Origin of the sequence: Shewanella subflava (assembly GCF_025971955.1) — a bacterium.
Lineage (GTDB): Bacteria > Pseudomonadota > Gammaproteobacteria > Enterobacterales > Shewanellaceae > Shewanella > Shewanella subflava.
In genome coordinates this window covers 39,478-55,742 of record NZ_JAPDMX010000025.1, presented here as the reverse complement: position 1 = coordinate 55,742, position 16,265 = coordinate 39,478, and the positions used below count along the sequence as shown (strand labels likewise).

The 16,265-nt window shown below is 42.2% G+C and carries 14 protein-coding genes; 4 read left to right on the top strand and 10 right to left on the bottom strand.

What is annotated here, in order from left to right; translation table 11 throughout:
• Entirely contained in the window at positions 1-903 is a 903-nt protein-coding gene (locus OHT75_RS10600; RefSeq protein WP_264726448.1) for a LysR family transcriptional regulator, read from the top strand.
• A 66-nt stretch (positions 904-969) separates the two neighbouring features.
• Here OHT75_RS10600 and OHT75_RS10595 read toward each other — a convergent pair whose 3' ends face one another.
• From OHT75_RS10595 to OHT75_RS10550, 10 genes are all read right to left on the bottom strand, one after another.
• Complete coding sequence (locus OHT75_RS10595; RefSeq protein WP_264726447.1) at positions 970-2,652, bottom strand: cation:proton antiporter domain-containing protein; 1,683 nt, start codon at positions 2,650-2,652, stop codon at positions 970-972.
• Between the two features lie 304 nt (positions 2,653-2,956).
• Positions 2,957-3,457 (bottom strand): pilus assembly FimT family protein, encoded by a 501-nt coding sequence (locus tag OHT75_RS10590; protein WP_264726446.1) that lies wholly within the window; start codon positions 3,455-3,457, stop codon positions 2,957-2,959.
• Positions 3,458-4,071: 614 nt separating this feature from the next.
• Positions 4,072-5,445, bottom strand: coding sequence for a heme anaerobic degradation radical SAM methyltransferase ChuW/HutW (gene hutW / locus OHT75_RS10585; protein ID WP_264726445.1), 1,374 nt, complete (start codon positions 5,443-5,445; stop codon positions 4,072-4,074).
• Positions 5,446-5,627: 182 nt separating this feature from the next.
• Entirely contained in the window at positions 5,628-7,502 is a 1,875-nt protein-coding gene (locus OHT75_RS10580) for an ABC transporter ATP-binding protein (RefSeq protein ID WP_264726444.1), read from the bottom strand.
• A gap of 98 nt (positions 7,503-7,600) precedes the next feature.
• Positions 7,601-8,446, bottom strand: coding sequence for a heme ABC transporter ATP-binding protein (locus tag OHT75_RS10575; protein ID WP_406682008.1), 846 nt, complete (start codon positions 8,444-8,446; stop codon positions 7,601-7,603).
• Positions 8,447-8,474: 28 nt separating this feature from the next.
• The gene (locus OHT75_RS10570) at positions 8,475-9,491 is read right to left on the bottom strand and encodes a FecCD family ABC transporter permease (RefSeq protein WP_264726443.1); all 1,017 of its coding nucleotides are present in this window, start codon (positions 9,489-9,491) and stop codon (positions 8,475-8,477) included.
• A 57-nt stretch (positions 9,492-9,548) separates the two neighbouring features.
• Positions 9,549-10,454, bottom strand: coding sequence for a heme/hemin ABC transporter substrate-binding protein (locus OHT75_RS10565; protein WP_264726442.1), 906 nt, complete (start codon positions 10,452-10,454; stop codon positions 9,549-9,551).
• 59 nt (positions 10,455-10,513) lie between these two features.
• Positions 10,514-10,936, bottom strand: a complete 423-nt coding sequence (locus tag OHT75_RS10560; protein ID WP_264726441.1) for an ExbD/TolR family protein — start codon at positions 10,934-10,936, stop codon at positions 10,514-10,516.
• Entirely contained in the window at positions 10,936-11,682 is a 747-nt protein-coding gene (locus tag OHT75_RS10555) for a MotA/TolQ/ExbB proton channel family protein (RefSeq protein ID WP_264726440.1), read from the bottom strand. The genes OHT75_RS10560 and OHT75_RS10555 overlap by 1 nt, the downstream gene beginning before the upstream one ends.
• 20 nt (positions 11,683-11,702) lie before the next feature.
• Entirely contained in the window at positions 11,703-12,479 is a 777-nt protein-coding gene (locus OHT75_RS10550; RefSeq protein ID WP_264726439.1) for an energy transducer TonB, read from the bottom strand.
• Positions 12,480-12,867: 388 nt separating this feature from the next.
• Between OHT75_RS10550 and OHT75_RS10545 the strand changes: the two genes are divergently transcribed.
• The 3 genes from OHT75_RS10545 to hutZ all read left to right on the top strand — a co-directional run bounded on the left by OHT75_RS10545 (position 12,868) and on the right by hutZ (position 16,163).
• Positions 12,868-14,877 (top strand): TonB-dependent hemoglobin/transferrin/lactoferrin family receptor, encoded by a 2,010-nt coding sequence (locus OHT75_RS10545; RefSeq protein ID WP_406682011.1) that lies wholly within the window; start codon positions 12,868-12,870, stop codon positions 14,875-14,877.
• 169 nt (positions 14,878-15,046) lie between these two features.
• Positions 15,047-15,556 (top strand): heme utilization cystosolic carrier protein HutX, encoded by a 510-nt coding sequence (hutX, locus tag OHT75_RS10540; protein ID WP_264726437.1) that lies wholly within the window; start codon positions 15,047-15,049, stop codon positions 15,554-15,556.
• Positions 15,557-15,620: 64 nt separating this feature from the next.
• Positions 15,621-16,163 (top strand): heme utilization protein HutZ, encoded by a 543-nt coding sequence (gene hutZ, locus OHT75_RS10535; protein WP_264726436.1) that lies wholly within the window; start codon positions 15,621-15,623, stop codon positions 16,161-16,163.
• Positions 16,164-16,265: the final 102 nt, after the last annotated feature.

Sequence of the window (16,265 nt, the reverse complement as noted above, 5' to 3'; positions counted from 1 at the left end):
ATGAGCCGACTAAATTATCACCACCTTTATTATTTTTGGCGAATTGCGGTTGTGGGCAACCTCACTCAAGTGGCCAAAGATCTGCATATTTCACAATCTGCGTTGTCAGCTCAAATTAAGCAATTTGAACATAACATGAATGTTGACTTATTCGAGCGCAAAGGACGCAGGCTTAATCTCACCATTCATGGCCACAGAGTATTGGATTACGCCAACGAGATATTCAGCAAAGGTGAAGAACTGGAATCTTTTTTACGTAAAGGGTGCATTAACGAAAAGCAGCATTTATCTATTGGGGTATTAACCACGCTTTCGCGAAATTTTATTGAAAGTTTTATTAGTCCATTACTGGAAAATCCGCAAGTGAGTTTTTCTTTAAGCTCTCAGGGAATAACTCACTTATTGAATGGGTTAGCTAATCATGAATTAGATTTAGTGCTGACTAATCAACCGATTAATTCAGATCAAACAGACCCATTATGGCAAACACAATTGGTGTCTAAACAACCACTGGCCATCATAGGCCCGTCTAGCAACATAATTGATGATAACTTTCCCAAAGGCTATCAAAATAGGCGCTGGGTATTGCCGGCTAAAAACACAGAGATAAGGTCATCCTTTCATGCTTTGTGTGCGACATATCAATATCAACCAGATATAAAAGCGGAAGCTGATGACATGGCCATGTTACGGCTGTTAGCACGAGACAGTGGTGCACTTGTGGTGCTACCACCTGTGGTGGTAAAAGATGAAATAGAACAGGGCGTATTAGCGGTTTATCAACATCTACCAGATCTTTACGAGCAATTTTACGCGATTACCGCACAACGAAAGTTTGTCCCAGAAGTGTTACTAACCCTACTTAACCAGCATATTGAAACCGAACAAAAGCAATCAAAATAGTCAACAAAAATGGGCGATGAAATTCACCGCTACACGATAAATCACCCATGTTTGAACTCCCAAAAATTAGCTTTTTATATTCATGGGTTGAGGGTTTATCTCCTGCTTGACACTATTGATCAAAGCCATGCAATCCTGCTCTGGAATACCAAAGTTAATCAACAGCTCACGCCCTCTTTGTAAAGTACTTTCAACATACACAGAACCCGCATACTTAACGCCATTTTGTTTTAAAAATAACTCATCGATTCGAGAGTTAGTTCGGGCATAAATGTCTAACTGCTTATACTTTTTAAGTTTTAACGCGATTTTTTTAAGTAAAGCGGAACTGGTTATCGAAATAAAAGCCGCTTGTGCTTCAGCTAACTTGGCTTTTTCTTGAATGCCGCGATTCAAAATATCACCATAATGGGCATTTAAGCCCAATGCGATACCTCTTTTGACACATTCATAATCGTTATCAAAAGCCACATACTTGATCCCAGCACGTTCAGCTAACATCGCAATTAAGCGCCCTACTTCGTCTAACCCTACAATCACTAATTCTGGTACCGCAATATCCACCTTATCTCCAACAATGGTAGACAAGTATTTACTCGCGACCACATCTCCGATACGGTTCATCATTGGCGTCATAATCATACTGATACTCACAATGATAAGGCCGACTGCACTAGAATGCGCATCCAGCATGCCTGCCGATGTTGCTACCCCCAATAACACAAATGCAAATTCTCCCACTTGGTTAAGTGCAAAACCAGATTTAATCGCTACCGGCATTTCTTTGCCATCAATTAATGCCAACAAAATAAATACTAGGGTTTTGACGAGTAATACAGCCGACAACCATAATAAAATGATCCCAAAATCATCGAGTAACACATCAGGTTTAATCGACATTCCCACTGACAAAAAGAACAATCCCATTAATAACTTTTTCAATGGTGATACCACTTCTTCTAGCATCAATCTAAAATCAGATGTCGACAGCAACATTCCCAGTAAAAAAGCACCGAGTGTTTCTGATACGCCGGCATTTACCGATAACCACACAGTAAATAAAATCACCACAAATAAACTTAACGAAAAACCTTCTTTGTTATCGTTAAAAGCGCAAACCTTTAGCAATAGTGGCAATACATATCGAGCCATTAAAAAAATTGCCAGCAAAAAACCCAAAACCAACAAAATGTTGTAGATTACTGATTGACCGCTAGTGCTTTGTTGGTGAGCCAAAATGGGGATCAACGCCATAATTGGCACCACACTCATATCTTGCGCCATGAGGTTAGAGAAGATATTTTTACCGTGTGGCGCATTCAATTGCCGTTTTTCTTGCAGTAACGTCATCACAACCGCCGTTGATGATTGTGAAAATATTGCCCCTATGATGAAACCAACTTGCCAGGTTATCCCCAACAAAGTCCCTATAATAGAAAATATGACCGAGGTTACCAATACCTGGCCAATCCCCTGAATAACAATTGTTTTTTTCATTTGCCACAATTGCTGTGGCTTCATTTCTAAACCAAGAGTAAATAAAAATAGCACCACCCCAAAGTCAGCAATGCTTTGTAGTGCATCAATATTAGTCGCTGCGATCGGGCCCGGTGTATTAGGACCTAAGACTATGCCTGCCACAATAAATCCCACAATGGTGCCAACACCTAATCGAGAGAAAAAGATGATACATAAAGTGATAATCGATAATGCTTTGATGGCAGGAAATAAATGACTAGTGATATCCATGGAGGTCTCATTTAATTAGCGGCAGACGTTAAAAAAGAATGTTCAAATAAATATCTGAAATCATCATCCAAGAACACTAAAGTGAACAAGTTAAGGGGATTTTAGTCCTTTGACACAGTAAATTAAAATCGTACTTGATGGACTAAACCCATCAATAACACCTTAATCGATTTTCAAGCTCGGTATCGATAATCAGTTAGTTGGGTATATTGTTTAACAGGTGAAAGATAAAAGGTGGCAAAAATGCATCATTAAGTAAGGCTAAAACCTTTAAAATCGATGGCATTTCTCACTCGTTGATCATTTAACAATCTGATGCTTTTGGTACATCTGAAATAATAGGCGGTGAAGTTGCAGTGGCTTGAGTATAAGTAATGAAGCAAGTTTCGGGGGCTCCAGTTGGCCAAAAATACCCTATACTATTTTGCTTATCAAATATCCAATCTGTGTTAAGAGGATTAGAACGCTTAGAAATACTGATATCTAACGCGGCGACAAAATCATTAAAGTTGGGCCTTAAATAACCAAACCCAATTGTGACATCTACATTATCAGCAGGCACTGCGCCTGGTATTATTGTAATGTCTGTCTTGAAACTTTTTTCCTGCCCCAATATCACCGCTTTAGAATAAACAAGTTTATTTGCACCGTTAATCGCCGCTTTTAAACCACTCAATGCAGATACACGAGCATCGCCTTGAAGGTTAATAAATTTAGGTGCTGCCGTTACAGCCAATATGCCTAAAATGATAATCACGACCACTAATTCGATAAGCGTAAAACCTTTACTTATTGGTATTTTCATTGAATGCGCCTGCTCTGTTCAACACTATACAAAGCTTAGTAACACATTGAAATATTATCAAAAAAAAATCGAAGCTTTTATATAATCAATCCCAGCAACGGTTGATGCAATCGACACCTTAAAACAAAATCACATGATATTAAATAAAACCTGCCGATTTGATGACCTGCTTAAAACGAGCAAAGGTTTTCATTTGTCTACTCGCATAAATGGGTGAGTAATCGCGATTATTGGCGATTAATGTGTATTGACCAGACGATTGCTTGATAAATGTGGAAGATTGTTGTTTGCGCTGATAAAAAACTGCAGCGTTGGTTGGCTTGCTATCTTGGGTTTAGCTTTGATAACTCGAATCAGATAGCAAGATAAAACCTATCTAACATAGAAAATTATTTGGTTTATTAATGGTAATGTTAAACAGGGAAAGCTTTTTGTTGCAAGCATAAACATGCCTTCACTGGCCGTTAAAATACCCCAAAGACCCCTTTTCTTCAAAGGTTCATACAAATATTACTCTTAAGCCGTTAAGCATCCACCAACAGCGATAACGGCTAGCCTGAGCAAAAATAGCAATGAAAGGAGGGAACAATGCGAAAGTCTGCTCCCCGCTGTTTCTAGACAATTGGATTTTTATCGAAAAACTCAAATAATCCCGTTTGCATGTTTACATTCCAAAAACGGCCTGCAAGGGTCAGACTTAAACCATTGTCATCAAGCGTCGCCAGCCCATGTTGCTGCCATGCTTCAAATAACGGTTTTAAATGAGCCACCACTTTGGGCGCTAAGTTATTAAAATCAAGCACACCAGAATCTAAACCTCGTTTAAATATGGCGTCAAAATGGACTAATGGATTAGGGCTTAGTGTCATTGCGGGGACTTTTGCTGGTGCCAACTTAGCCGCTAACGATGCATCGCTAGAATAACTTTCAGTCGTCACTTGCGCTTGATGCCACTCACTTAACCCTCTCGCATTCATCATGCTATAGCCATGGATATTACCGCCGCCACCAGCGCCAAAAGGTAAAATTTCAATGCCACTTTTTGCTAGCGAGTTATAAATGCTGCGCTCACGTTCGTCACTGCGCCAATGACAGCTTGATAAGCGCTGCCATTGATTTTCCTCAAATGTTTTGGCCCCATAAGCATACATGTTGGCGCGCGTTTGGCTGTCAGCTTGAAAATCGCTGTTATCAGTGCCCAAAATTTTGCCTTTTTCACCGGCTTTATCTATACGGTTACCGGCTAGAGCAATTAGCTGATACAGGTCAACGCCATGGGCGCCACTGTCCATAGCCGCCTGAATATCTTGCTGCCAAATATCCATCGTTTGTCCCGGTAAACCAAAAATTAAATCGATAACAATACTGGCTGTTGGATGTTGACTGAGTTGTTGTAATCGAGCAAGTAAGCGGTCTTTATCATCAAAGCGTCCAGCCGCTTTACGTACTTCGGTGTCAAAGCTTTGTACCCCAAACGAAAACCGATTAAAGCCGTTATCAAGGGCATGATTAAACTTGTCATCATCAAAGCCATTTAAGCGCCCCTCTAAGGTCACCTCAGCATTTGCGACTAGGGGAAACCCTTGTATAGCTTGGCCTAGTTGAGCTATCTCATCTGCAGTGATATCGGTTGGAGTACCACCACCAACGTAAACGGTATCAAATGGCTGACTTTGTGCGAGTGGCGTTTGCGCTGCTGTCGTCAATTGCTGACATAAGGTTGTCATATAGTGGCTTATGCGTTCAGGTTTAGCACCATTTTCAAAGAAATTACAAAAGCTGCAACGCTTACGGCAAAACGGAATATGGATATACAGCGCGCGTTTGTCTGCTTGAGTTGGAGTTTGCCACCATTGTTGCCATAGCGCATCATCAACTGTCACAGGGCGGCTGCCACTTCGGGCTGCATGGGGGGCACTTTTGACTTTAAATGCATGTTGTAAAGGATCAGGACTGTCAATGCCTGTCATGGTGGAAGTTAATATCATAGTTGCTCAGAAAAAAGTTCAAACAAGCCGTAATGATAACTATTACCATTTAAGTTTAAGTTTTGTTAGATCAAATTATCGCGCTTTGCATTGTAAATTTTTGCCTATATAGACGGCAATGAAATCGATAAAAGGACACGCTTAACGCGTGCCCTTTTTGGTGGTGATCGCAGATAATGCCATTAATTGGAGGCAAACAATTGTTTAAATAATCCGGTTTCTTGCTTCAATGTGGCCTGGTTGCCAGACTGGACAATTTTACCGTTGTCTAATACTAATATTCGGTCGGCCATAGTTAAATTATTGAGCCGATGGGCAATGATAATGCAGCTTCGTTGCTGTAAAAATAGCTGTAAATTCGCCAATACTTTTGCTTCAGTGGCTGTATCGAGTGCTGAAGTGGCCTCATCTAAAATAACTAAATCTGGCTTAGTAAGCCACATTCTTGCGATAGCTAAACGTTGAAGCTGCCCGCCAGATAAGCGAGCGCTACTGCGGCCTAAATCCGTGTCTAAGCCATTAGACCAACGGCTTACTGTGGTGGCTAACTCCGCTTGCTCAAGCGCTTGCCACAACGTGGCATCATCAATCTGTGCGCCAAATGTGAGGTTTTCTCGTAATGAGCCCGCAATTAATTTGGGATGTTGCGGCACATAACCAACCTGCCTTCTTAGCTGATTAACGCCATATTCTGCCATAGGTTGGCCGTTGATTGAGATTTGCCCAGACTGAGGTTGATAAAAGCCCAAGAGTAAATTCACTAGCGTCGACTTGCCACCGCCACTCATTGCCAATAATGCGACCGACTCATTTGCCGCTATATGTAAATTCAGCTGATTGAATAAATGAGGCGTTTCCTCAAAACCAAAACTCACATTATCAAACTGGATCTGCAACCCTGTTGATGGCGTTAGGGCATTAACTGCATTTAACTGACCGCCGCTGCCTGATGTTTCACTTAACTGAGCAGCACCTTTTACCCGCGCTTTAACTTCAACAGTATTTGCATCAAGGCTATCCGTGTTTACCGATTCTGTGTCTAAATCCAATAAGGCGTTGAGTCGCTCCATTGATGCTTGCGCACCAAATCGCGCGTATTGGATGTTCAATAACTCTTGAATAGGGCCCATTAAATACCAAAGGTAGCTGAAGATGGCAAAAATTTGACCTACGGATAAGTCTGATATTAACACCATAAAAATTGCCATCGCACGGAAGCACTCAAATCCCAGTAAAAAGGTGGTGAAACTGAGCTTATTCAACGCATCGGTTTTCCATTGGTTGGCGATGGCGTGTTGGCTTAGCTGCGAGGCTAAACCAAATACTTGTTGATAATAATGCTTTTCCTGTTGTGCTAAACGCAACTCTCGGGTGGCATCAATGGTATCCACTAAGGCTTGTTGAAACGCTTCTGTAGCAGCATTTTCCTTACGGCGTAAACTTTTTACATGCCCAGCAAAACGAGAAGATAAATAGATGACTAAGGGATTAAGCAGAATAATCATCAAACCAAGTTGCCAGTTAAGCCAAAGCAACACGCTGGCTATAGCCACGATGGTAAGCACGCTAATGATAAGCCGCGACAAGGTGTCGCTCACAAAGCGCTCAACGGTATCAACATCAGTAATGCAGCGGGAGGCTAAACCCGCACTGCCGTATTTTTCAAAGGCACTGATTTGCATGTTAGGTAATTGCAACAGCATGCGCTGCCTTACATCTAAGCTGATCCGCTTAGCTATTTTGGTAAACTCTCTGGCCTGAACCACCTGAGTGAGCATAGTGAGTAAGCGCAGTACAATCACCGCAACCAATACAATGGCAATGTAAATCCCAGCGCGGTGCATACTTTGTGGCAATATCGGCTGCAGCGTATTTAGCAGCCATCCAGGTTTATTAAGCAGCACTTCATCAACCAGAAATGGCATTAACATCGGAATGGGCAGACTTAATAGAGTGGCGGTCACTGCAATAAGGTTGGCTTGAATGAGTTGGCGCTTATGAGCCAGGACTTTGAGTTTTAACCAAGCCCAATTAAGCCGAGAATGAGGTTGCTGCAAGAGTCATATCCTTAAAAAAACCAATGCGCCCCCGTGCTATTACCTTGGTAATATCAAGGCTAATCGCTATTGGAGACGTTTTTTAATAAAAAGAGAGCTTAAAAAATAAGTGGTAACTTACTTTTAGGGTCAATCACCAATGTGGGAGTGTAGTGCCAAACCTTTTCGATAATGTCGGCAGTAAGTGCACGATGGGGCTCGCCATCACTGACCACCTCACCTTGCTCTAATACCACTAATCTGTCGGCGTAACGACAGGCTTGATTTAAGTCGTGTAACACCACTACCACACAGTAATTGTGGTCATGCGCTAGGGATTGTGCGAGCTCGAGTACTCTATGTTGCTGGGCTAAATCCAATGCCGATGTGGGTTCATCTAATAATAATATCGGGCTGCGTTGCGCCTGAGCCAGTTGGGTCAAGACTCTTGCTAATTGTACCCGTTGTTTTTCCCCGCCAGAAAGTGTCGGGTAACTGCGGTGTTTAAGGGCTGACAGTGCCACTTTTTTAAGTTGTTCATCAACCAGTTCGTGCCCTTGGTGCTGACTTATGGTCAATGGGTATAAGCCCATTTGCACGACTTCATGCACTTTAAACGGAAACGTTAAAGAAGCATGTTGGGGTAACACAGCCAAAGATTTAGCAAGTTGAGATCTATCCCACTGAGCTAATGGTTTACCCAAAACTGAGATCATCCCAGATGAGAGCGATACCTCCTGGCACAAGCTTTTTAGCAAGGTGGATTTACCTGCACCATTTGGGCCCAGTAATGCAGTAACCTGACCAGGCTTAATATCCAAATTGATAGCGTTTAATACCGTTTTATTGCCAATATGTACCGATACGTTTTCAATGCTTATCACTGTATCTTGCCCAGATTGCTGAGCAGTTGACGATGCTTGAGAGATGCTAGCTTGCACGCTGGTTGTATTTATTTTTTGCATGGATTGTAGTTCTAGATTTCTCAACATATCACACCAACTTATTGCGTTGTTTGAGTAATAAAATGATGAAGAAAGGCGCCCCTAACAATGCCGTGACTAAGCCCACTGGTAATTCTGATGGCGCCACAATAGAACGGGCGCCGATATCTGCAACCATCAATATCGCAGCACCTAAAATAGCACTTAATGGCAGCAATAAACGATGATCCGGCCCAACTATCATTCTGACTAAGTGGGGAACCACTAAGCCAATAAAGCCGATAATGCCCGTTGCCGCCACCGCAATACCGACACCTATAGCACACAGCACAATGAGTTTTAACTTTAGTTTGTCAACGTCCAGACCAAGATGACGGGCTTCTGATTCGCCCAGCAATAGCGCATTCAAGGCTTTTGCGCTGTGATTAAATTGCCAACTGATAACAGCCAGTGCCAATAAACTTAACACCACATAATGCCATTGGGCTCCAGCGATTGAGCCCATTTGCCACAAGGTTAAATCCCTAAGGGCCATGTCATCTGCCATATAGGTAAGAACACCGATCCCCGCACCAGCCAGCGCAGCAACTGCCACCCCCGAAAGCAGCAATAGCACCACCGAGGTACCACTGGGGCTTGCGGCTAAACGATAGACAATTAATGTAGTGACAAGACCTGCAACAAAGGCACTAAAAGCCACTAAGTATTCGCCGCCATTAGGAAATAGTACAATACACACTGCTGCACCCAAAGCCGCACCAGATGACACCCCGATAATGCCAGGGTCTGCTAACGGATTACGAAATAACCCCTGCATCACGGCGCCACATTGCGCTAACATTGCCCCAACAGCTAGCGCTAATAAAGTGCGCGGTAAGCGGACATTATTAATCACCAATTGCTCGTGGGGGGCAACAGATGCCAACTCTTGACCACTCGCCCAATTCAACATGGCATTAAAACTGGTGGTAGGACTTATGTGTAATGGTCCGATGCTGACCGACAACAGGCTTGTCATCACCAAGGCGGTAATCAAACAAGGCCAAAGCCAACGTTGATGTTGCATAATACATCCTAGTAAAACTGATTAATTTCGTGGGTTTCTATCAAATATGAGTCGTTATCACTGACGTTTTTTGATGCTGATAAAGTCACTTGCAAGCTTATCTGCCGCAGTAATCGCGCTTAAACCTAAACCACCAATTAACGCTTGCGGGGGGAGATTCATAATTTGTTTATATTCGCCTGCGGGAGTGTGGTTAAGTAATGGCATGGCTTGGAGTAAATCATTCACAGGATCACTTTTTTCCGTTTCACTGCGGCTGGAAATCAAGATCACATCGGGCTGTAAGGCTAAAATGCCTTCTTGTGAAACACTTTTATAGCCATCAAAACCTGCCACATTTTGTCCGCCTGCGAGCTTGATAATAATATCTGCTGCAGTGTTATCACCGCCAACGCGGGCTGGCCGGTCTTGCTGCAATAAAAGAAACAATACTTTTGGCGCATCACCGAGTTGAGCTATTGTTTGTTGTTTGGCATCTAATTGTTCAAATGATAAATTAATCTTTTTTTGTAATTCATTGGCTTGTGACTCGCGGCTGAGTAATTTACCCAAAAGTTCAACGTTACTAACCAGTTCAGCTTGGGTATTAGCACTTGGCAAAGACACCACCTCAACGTTGGCATGAGTGAGTACCTCAAGAGTACTTTTAGGTCCCATGGCTTCAGAGCCCAATAGCATACTCGGTGACAGCGCTAAAATGCCTTCAGCAGATAGCATACGGTGATAGCCAAGTTTTGCGACCGACTTTAATTCATCTGGTATCTGGCTAGTGGAATCAACACCGACTAATTCATCGCTTGCATCAAGGGCTAATACCAATTCAGTGATACCCGCGCCAGCACTGACCACTCTATTTTCAATGCTAGTCGTTTGACTAAATAAAGCACCTGAGAGCAGTACCGCTGCAGCCATCATGCTGGTGAGTAACACATTTTTAGCATTAAATATTTGTAGCTTGAGCATAATTAACTCCGAATAAATAAAAAAACACTGAAACGCCTTGATGGCTAAATAAGCTTGATTTAGGGTTCCATTAAAATTTGGGTATTAGTGATTTGCTGGCGTTGCAACAATGCCAGTACGGTCATCAAAGGCTGCACGGGCGCATTTTTATCTGCCGCGACCACCACATTAATAGCGGGTGAGTCTGTATATGCTTGGATAAAAGCAGCTTCAAATTGATCAAATTCTTCAAAGGGTTGACCGTTCAATGCCCAATGAGGCGCTTCAGTCAAAATAGTGATAGAGAGATGTTGCTCTTGGGATAACCCCGTCAGCTCTGAATCGGCTTCTTTAGGCACATCTACAGGCAATGTAAGCAGTTGGGTGTTGGCGGTAAGCAACAAAAACACCAACACAATAAAAATGATATCAATCAATGGAGTTAAATCGATGCCAATACTTGCTTGAGCTGAACCATCGCCACCTTGGTTTGCGCTGATCATCAATGTGACTCCGACAGTTTTGCTGAGCGAGATTGTGAATTGTTGTCTGTCGTCGCATTTTTAAGGCATGGCGCATTAGCACCGCAAGGCGCATCACAACCTATGTTCAATGCTTGATCAAAGCCCTCTAACCAAAGATTAAGTTGATTCAACGCATGGGCAATTTTATTACAGCGCTTTTCAGCCCATAAACTGATTAGGTGAGACATAGTGATCGCGGGGACGGCAATAATAAGTCCTGCTGCGGTGGTATTCATCGCTAACCCTAGGCCTGTAGCCAATTGTGATGGCGTGACAGGACCATCGGAAACACCTAATTGACTGAACATTTCAATAAGACCTAAAACCGTACCCAACAAACCAAGAAGTGGGGTAATAACCCCTATGATTTGCAAAACTTTTAAACCCGATTGCAGCTTCTCTTTTTGCTTAATTAGCCATAAATTTAAAATTTCTTCACGCATGGCACGTTGTTGATCGCCGTGGGATAACAGCAATGCAGTGCCTTTGGCTAACATGCTACGACCTTGCGTTAACTCAGTAATCAATTGCTGTCTTTGTTCTTGGCTTGCGCTACGACTTTGCTTTCTCAACTCTGTCAGCCATGCATCCCGTTTTAATAACTCGTTGGCCATTAATGTGAGCCGTTCAAAAATGATGACGATGGCAATAAACGCACAAATAAAAAGTGGCCAAGTTAAGTAGCCTAGTTGCTCTGAGAGTTGAAAATATAATGATTGCGACATGTAGGTTTCCTATTTTCAGGCTAATTCAAAGCAAACTTCACCGGCACCCTGACGGTGTAAGCTAAAGCGGTTTGTGGTGATGGTGCGGCAAATTGCCACTGCTTAACCGCGTTAATCGCTTCGGTATCAAGTAGGCTATAACCAGAACTGTCGACGAGAGTCAGTGATAATTGCTCACCAATTTGATTAAACATGACTTCCACTGTCACAGTGCCCTCAAAGCCACGTTTACGGGCTTTTTTGGGGTAGTTTGGTTGTACTGGTGGAGCTAAAAATGTCGGCTGCGGTAAAGCAACCGTTTCTTGAGTAACCCCTTGTGTGGAATCGATTGGTTGCTGATTGTTAACGGTCAATACTGCATTCGATTCGGTATTCGATTCGGTATTTGAGATTTGAGACTCATCGAGATTAATGGCTGTTTCAGAGATCAAGGCCTTGGGCTGTTCAGCATGTGTCAATGGCGCTTTTTTATCCGCTTTTACCCGGGGTAATTTGGCTACCATTTGTGGTTTTTCGACGGGTTCAAGTACTGGTTTAGCGATCTTAACAGGCTTATTCTTTACGGGTTCAATCGGTTTTTCAGCCTTCGATATGGGTTTTACTTCAATCGGTGCTTGAACGTTACTGCTTGCTTGGCTGCTGACTTTCATTGCAATCATGATGCTAACAGCTTGATTCGCCCCCATAGCTGAACCTTCAGATAACTGAATCGTGGGCTCGCTATTTTGGGAAGCAAGTACCCCGCCTTGAATTAAAATGGTTAAACATCCAAAAGCAAAATATCGTTTAGGTGTCATCTGCAATATGCTTCTACAATCAACAAAGTGGTTAAATATCAAACACGACCAATTATCAATTAGTTAGCCTTGTATCTTTACACTCTTTACAAAACTATTATTAACAATCGGTTACATCCAACATCAATTATTATGATGATGAATGTACACCAACAGTAATAAGATCGCAAATGATAATGATTTTTATTTGATCTAAATTTTATTCTCAGGTAAAGTTCGCAAAATAGTGAATCAGCAATATCACTTTGCACTAAATGTTTTCGAATCAGCGATTCAAAAACATTTACCAAATTGACAATCATGAGTGATTAAAAACGCTGACTAGACCCAATTTCGGATTTATTACTTTGAGGATATAATAATGACCAAAAAGCCACTCGTTGTAGCAATGGCAATGGTTTTTAGCACCACCACATACGCACAAGAAAGCAAAGCAGTGACTGAATTTGATGAAGTACTTGTTACTGCCACTCGAATTAGCGAAAAACTATCCGACACCAGCCGTAGCGTTACCGTGATCAACGAAGAAAAAATGCAAGAATTACAACCCTCTTCCGTTGCTGATACGTTAAAAAATGAAGCAAATATTAGTGTGACTAATGGCCCGCGTTCGTCATCTCAGGGCGTTGAAATTCGGGGGTTAAGTGGTCAGCGCGTTTTGCAAACTATTGATGGTGCGCGTCAAAATACCAATTCAGGTCACCGTGGCACTTACTTTATTGACCCTGAATTACTCAGTTCTATCGAAGTGGTGCGCGGCCCAGCAAGTAGCTTATGGGGCAGCGGCGCAATTGGTGGTGTTGTCGCGCAAAACACCAAATCTGCCCAAGATTTTTTAGATGAAAACGATACGTTCGGTGGTTATATCAAACAAGGTTTTGAAACCAACGGCGATAACATTAAAACCAGCGGTACACTATATGGTTTAGCTAACAATATTGACTGGTTATTAAGTGGTAGTTACCACGACAGTAATAATATCAAAATTGGAAACGATAAAACGCTTGAAAACAGTGCTTCTGACGCGACAAGCGGCTTGGCCAAAATAGGTTGGGAACCTTCGGATGATCAACGTTTACAACTATCAGCTCGATTTTCTAATACCGATGAATTAGTGCCAAGTAACCCATCAACAAATGTCGGCAGTTCAGTGCCTTTAGTGCAACGTAATACTGAAGATCAGAATGTCACTTTAGATTACAGTCTCAACCCAGCTAATACACCATTATTAGATTTAAATGCCACCCTTTATTGGAACAACACCAATTACGATGAAGATCGTGTTACCAAAAATCAGTTTGATAGCACTGAGTTTGAAACCATTGGTTTTAGTGTCAATAACAGTTCAACTTTTGGTAATACTGTACTGACTTACGGTGTGGATGGTTATAAAGATAGCATTAACACTGTGCGTGATGACAATGGTCAAGTAGGCCAGCGACCAGATAATATTGATGGCGATACCACAGTGTGGGGAGCATTTACCAAAGCGGACATTAAGTTAACCGAGACAGTCGCATTAGATGCTGGCGTGCGTTATGACACCTTTGAAAATAAAAGTAACAGCTTAGATTTATCAAATGATGATAATGCCTTCACCCCTTCAATAGGACTATTATGGAACACCACGCAGTGGTTAACGTTAAGTGCCCGCTATGATGAAGCATTCCGTGCACCGAGTATGGAAGAGATGTACTCAACCGGTTCCCACTACTGTATACCTTCCATCCCAGGTTTCTTGCCTAATGGCCTATGTAATACCTTCGAAATAAACCCTGATTTACAAGCTGAAAAAGCGCAAAACAAAGAGCTTAAAGCGGATATGCGTTTTACTGAATTAGCGGGTAATGACGAACTTGCCATGACGTTAAGTGTGTTCAGAAACGATGTGGATGACTTCATCGAACAAACGGTTTCCAACCCGTTATACGGCATCCCCGGCCTTGAAAAAACGACCTCTTGGGACAATGTCGATAAAGCCAAATTAACTGGTTTTGAATTCATTACTCGCTACCGCTTTAAGCAAACACGGGTGATATTTAACTATGGTCAGACAGAAGGTAAAGACAAAAATACCGACGAGTATTTATCTAATATTCCGGCTAAGAAAATGGGGATAGATTTATCGCAAGCCATTATGGAAGGCGATATGAAGTTAGGCACGCGTTTCACTTACGTGGCAGAGCAACAAGACTTACCAACAGGTAACAATGAGCAATATGACTCATATAAATTGTGGGATGTATACGTAGCGTGGGAACCTGCAACGGGGACTTTTGAAGACTTACGTGTCGATTTCGCAATTGAAAATATTGGGGATGAGGAATATCGCCAAGCGTGGCAAACCTTGTATGAGCAAGGCCGGAATTTCAAATTATCAGCGCGCTACGCGTTTTAATCTTAACGCCCTATTGAAGTGAACATAACCCCAAATCTAGGAAAGCGCTGTTGTCATTGATGGCAGCGCAAATCTTATCGCCACAAGCCTCTCAAACGTCATAACTTGAGCGGCTTTTTCGAGGTTTATGTGTCGCACATTAGTTAACTCAATTATCTGGAGATCTTCCATGGCTGTTTCAGTTGCACAAATTCAACAATATCTACTCGAAAACCCAATGACAATGCCAGCTCAAGTGGCAGCTGAGTTATCAATTACTGAGCTTGAGGTGGTGACAGCGCTACCAGCTGAGCAATTGGCATTATTGCCGTTAGCGGAAAAAGATAACTTGTTAGCATCGTTACCTGAGTGGGGCAATATGACCACAATCGTCACGGCATCAGGCAGTATTTTTGAATTTAAAGGCAGCTTCCCTAAAGGAAAATATGCCCATGGTTATTACAATTTAATCACCAAGGGTGAAGGCTTACATGGCCATTTAAAGTTAGATGATATCAGTGCTATCGCATTAATTAGTAAGCCATTCAGAGGCACTGAAAGCCACTCAATCAACTTCTTTGGCGCAAAAGGTGAAGTGATATTTAAAGTGTATTTAGGTCGAGACAAAAACCGCGTGCTATTAAGCGATCAAGTTGAGCGTTTTCAAGCACTAAAAGCCAGCATAAAAGTAGCCGCTTAATGTGATCTTTCACACACAGCGAATCACCGCTAAAAATACCATAATAGAATAAAAGGAATGCATAATGTCGAGTGAAAAAGAACAACGTTTAAGAGAAAAATTACTACCTGAAATTGAAGAGTTTAAGGCACAGCGCTCCACATTGCAGCTGGCCACCCTAGATGCAGATGGCTTACCCAATGCCAGTTATGCGCCTTTTGCCCTAGCAGATGATGGTTTTTATATTTTAGTCAGTGAATTAGCACGCCATGGCACCAACTTAAAAGCGTCTAAAAAACTATCAGTTATGTTAGTTGAAGATGAATCAGAGTCTAAAAGTGTATTTGCCCGTAAACGACTCACATTTGATGCAACCGCTGAAATTGTTGCACGAGATAGTGAAACCTTCACCAAAGGCGTGGCGGCATTATCAAACCGATTTGGCGAAATGATTGATAACTTAGCCGCGCTTAACGATTTTAATTTATTTAAGTTAAATCCACACCAGGGTCTATACGTTAAAGGTTTTGGCCAAGCATTTAGCTTATCTGGAGCCGAGCTGTTAGATATCGATTGGAAACGAGATGGACATCATGGTTCCCCAAAAGAAATGATTGTAGAAGCTTGATTAGCTCCCACATCCCCAGTTAGGGCTGACGAATACCGCACTACTTTGCCGTAGTTAACATAAAGTGCCATGCCGTTATTCACTATCTTTTATTTTCGTTTT

Bases quoted from the DNA above. Each gene is read 5' to 3' on its own strand.
- OHT75_RS10600 (WP_264726448.1), top strand. From the start codon at position 1: ATGAGCCGACTAAATTATCACCACCTTTATTATTTTTGGCGAATTGCG.
- OHT75_RS10595 (WP_264726447.1), bottom strand. From the start codon at position 2,652: ATGGATATCACTAGTCATTTATTTCCTGCCATCAAAGCATTATCGATT.
- OHT75_RS10590 (WP_264726446.1), bottom strand. From the start codon at position 3,457: ATGAAAATACCAATAAGTAAAGGTTTTACGCTTATCGAATTAGTGGTC.
- hutW (WP_264726445.1), bottom strand. From the start codon at position 5,445: ATGATATTAACTTCCACCATGACAGGCATTGACAGTCCTGATCCTTTA.
- OHT75_RS10575 (WP_406682008.1), bottom strand. From the start codon at position 8,446: ATGCAAAAAATAAATACAACCAGCGTGCAAGCTAGCATCTCTCAAGCA.
- OHT75_RS10570 (WP_264726443.1), bottom strand. From the start codon at position 9,491: ATGCAACATCAACGTTGGCTTTGGCCTTGTTTGATTACCGCCTTGGTG.
- OHT75_RS10565 (WP_264726442.1), bottom strand. From the start codon at position 10,454: ATGCTCAAGCTACAAATATTTAATGCTAAAAATGTGTTACTCACCAGC.
- OHT75_RS10560 (WP_264726441.1), bottom strand. From the start codon at position 10,936: ATGATCAGCGCAAACCAAGGTGGCGATGGTTCAGCTCAAGCAAGTATT.
- OHT75_RS10555 (WP_264726440.1), bottom strand. From the start codon at position 11,682: ATGTCGCAATCATTATATTTTCAACTCTCAGAGCAACTAGGCTACTTA.
- OHT75_RS10550 (WP_264726439.1), bottom strand. From the start codon at position 12,479: ATGACACCTAAACGATATTTTGCTTTTGGATGTTTAACCATTTTAATT.
- OHT75_RS10545 (WP_406682011.1), top strand. From the start codon at position 12,868: ATGGCAATGGTTTTTAGCACCACCACATACGCACAAGAAAGCAAAGCA.
- hutX (WP_264726437.1), top strand. From the start codon at position 15,047: ATGGCTGTTTCAGTTGCACAAATTCAACAATATCTACTCGAAAACCCA.
- hutZ (WP_264726436.1), top strand. From the start codon at position 15,621: ATGTCGAGTGAAAAAGAACAACGTTTAAGAGAAAAATTACTACCTGAA.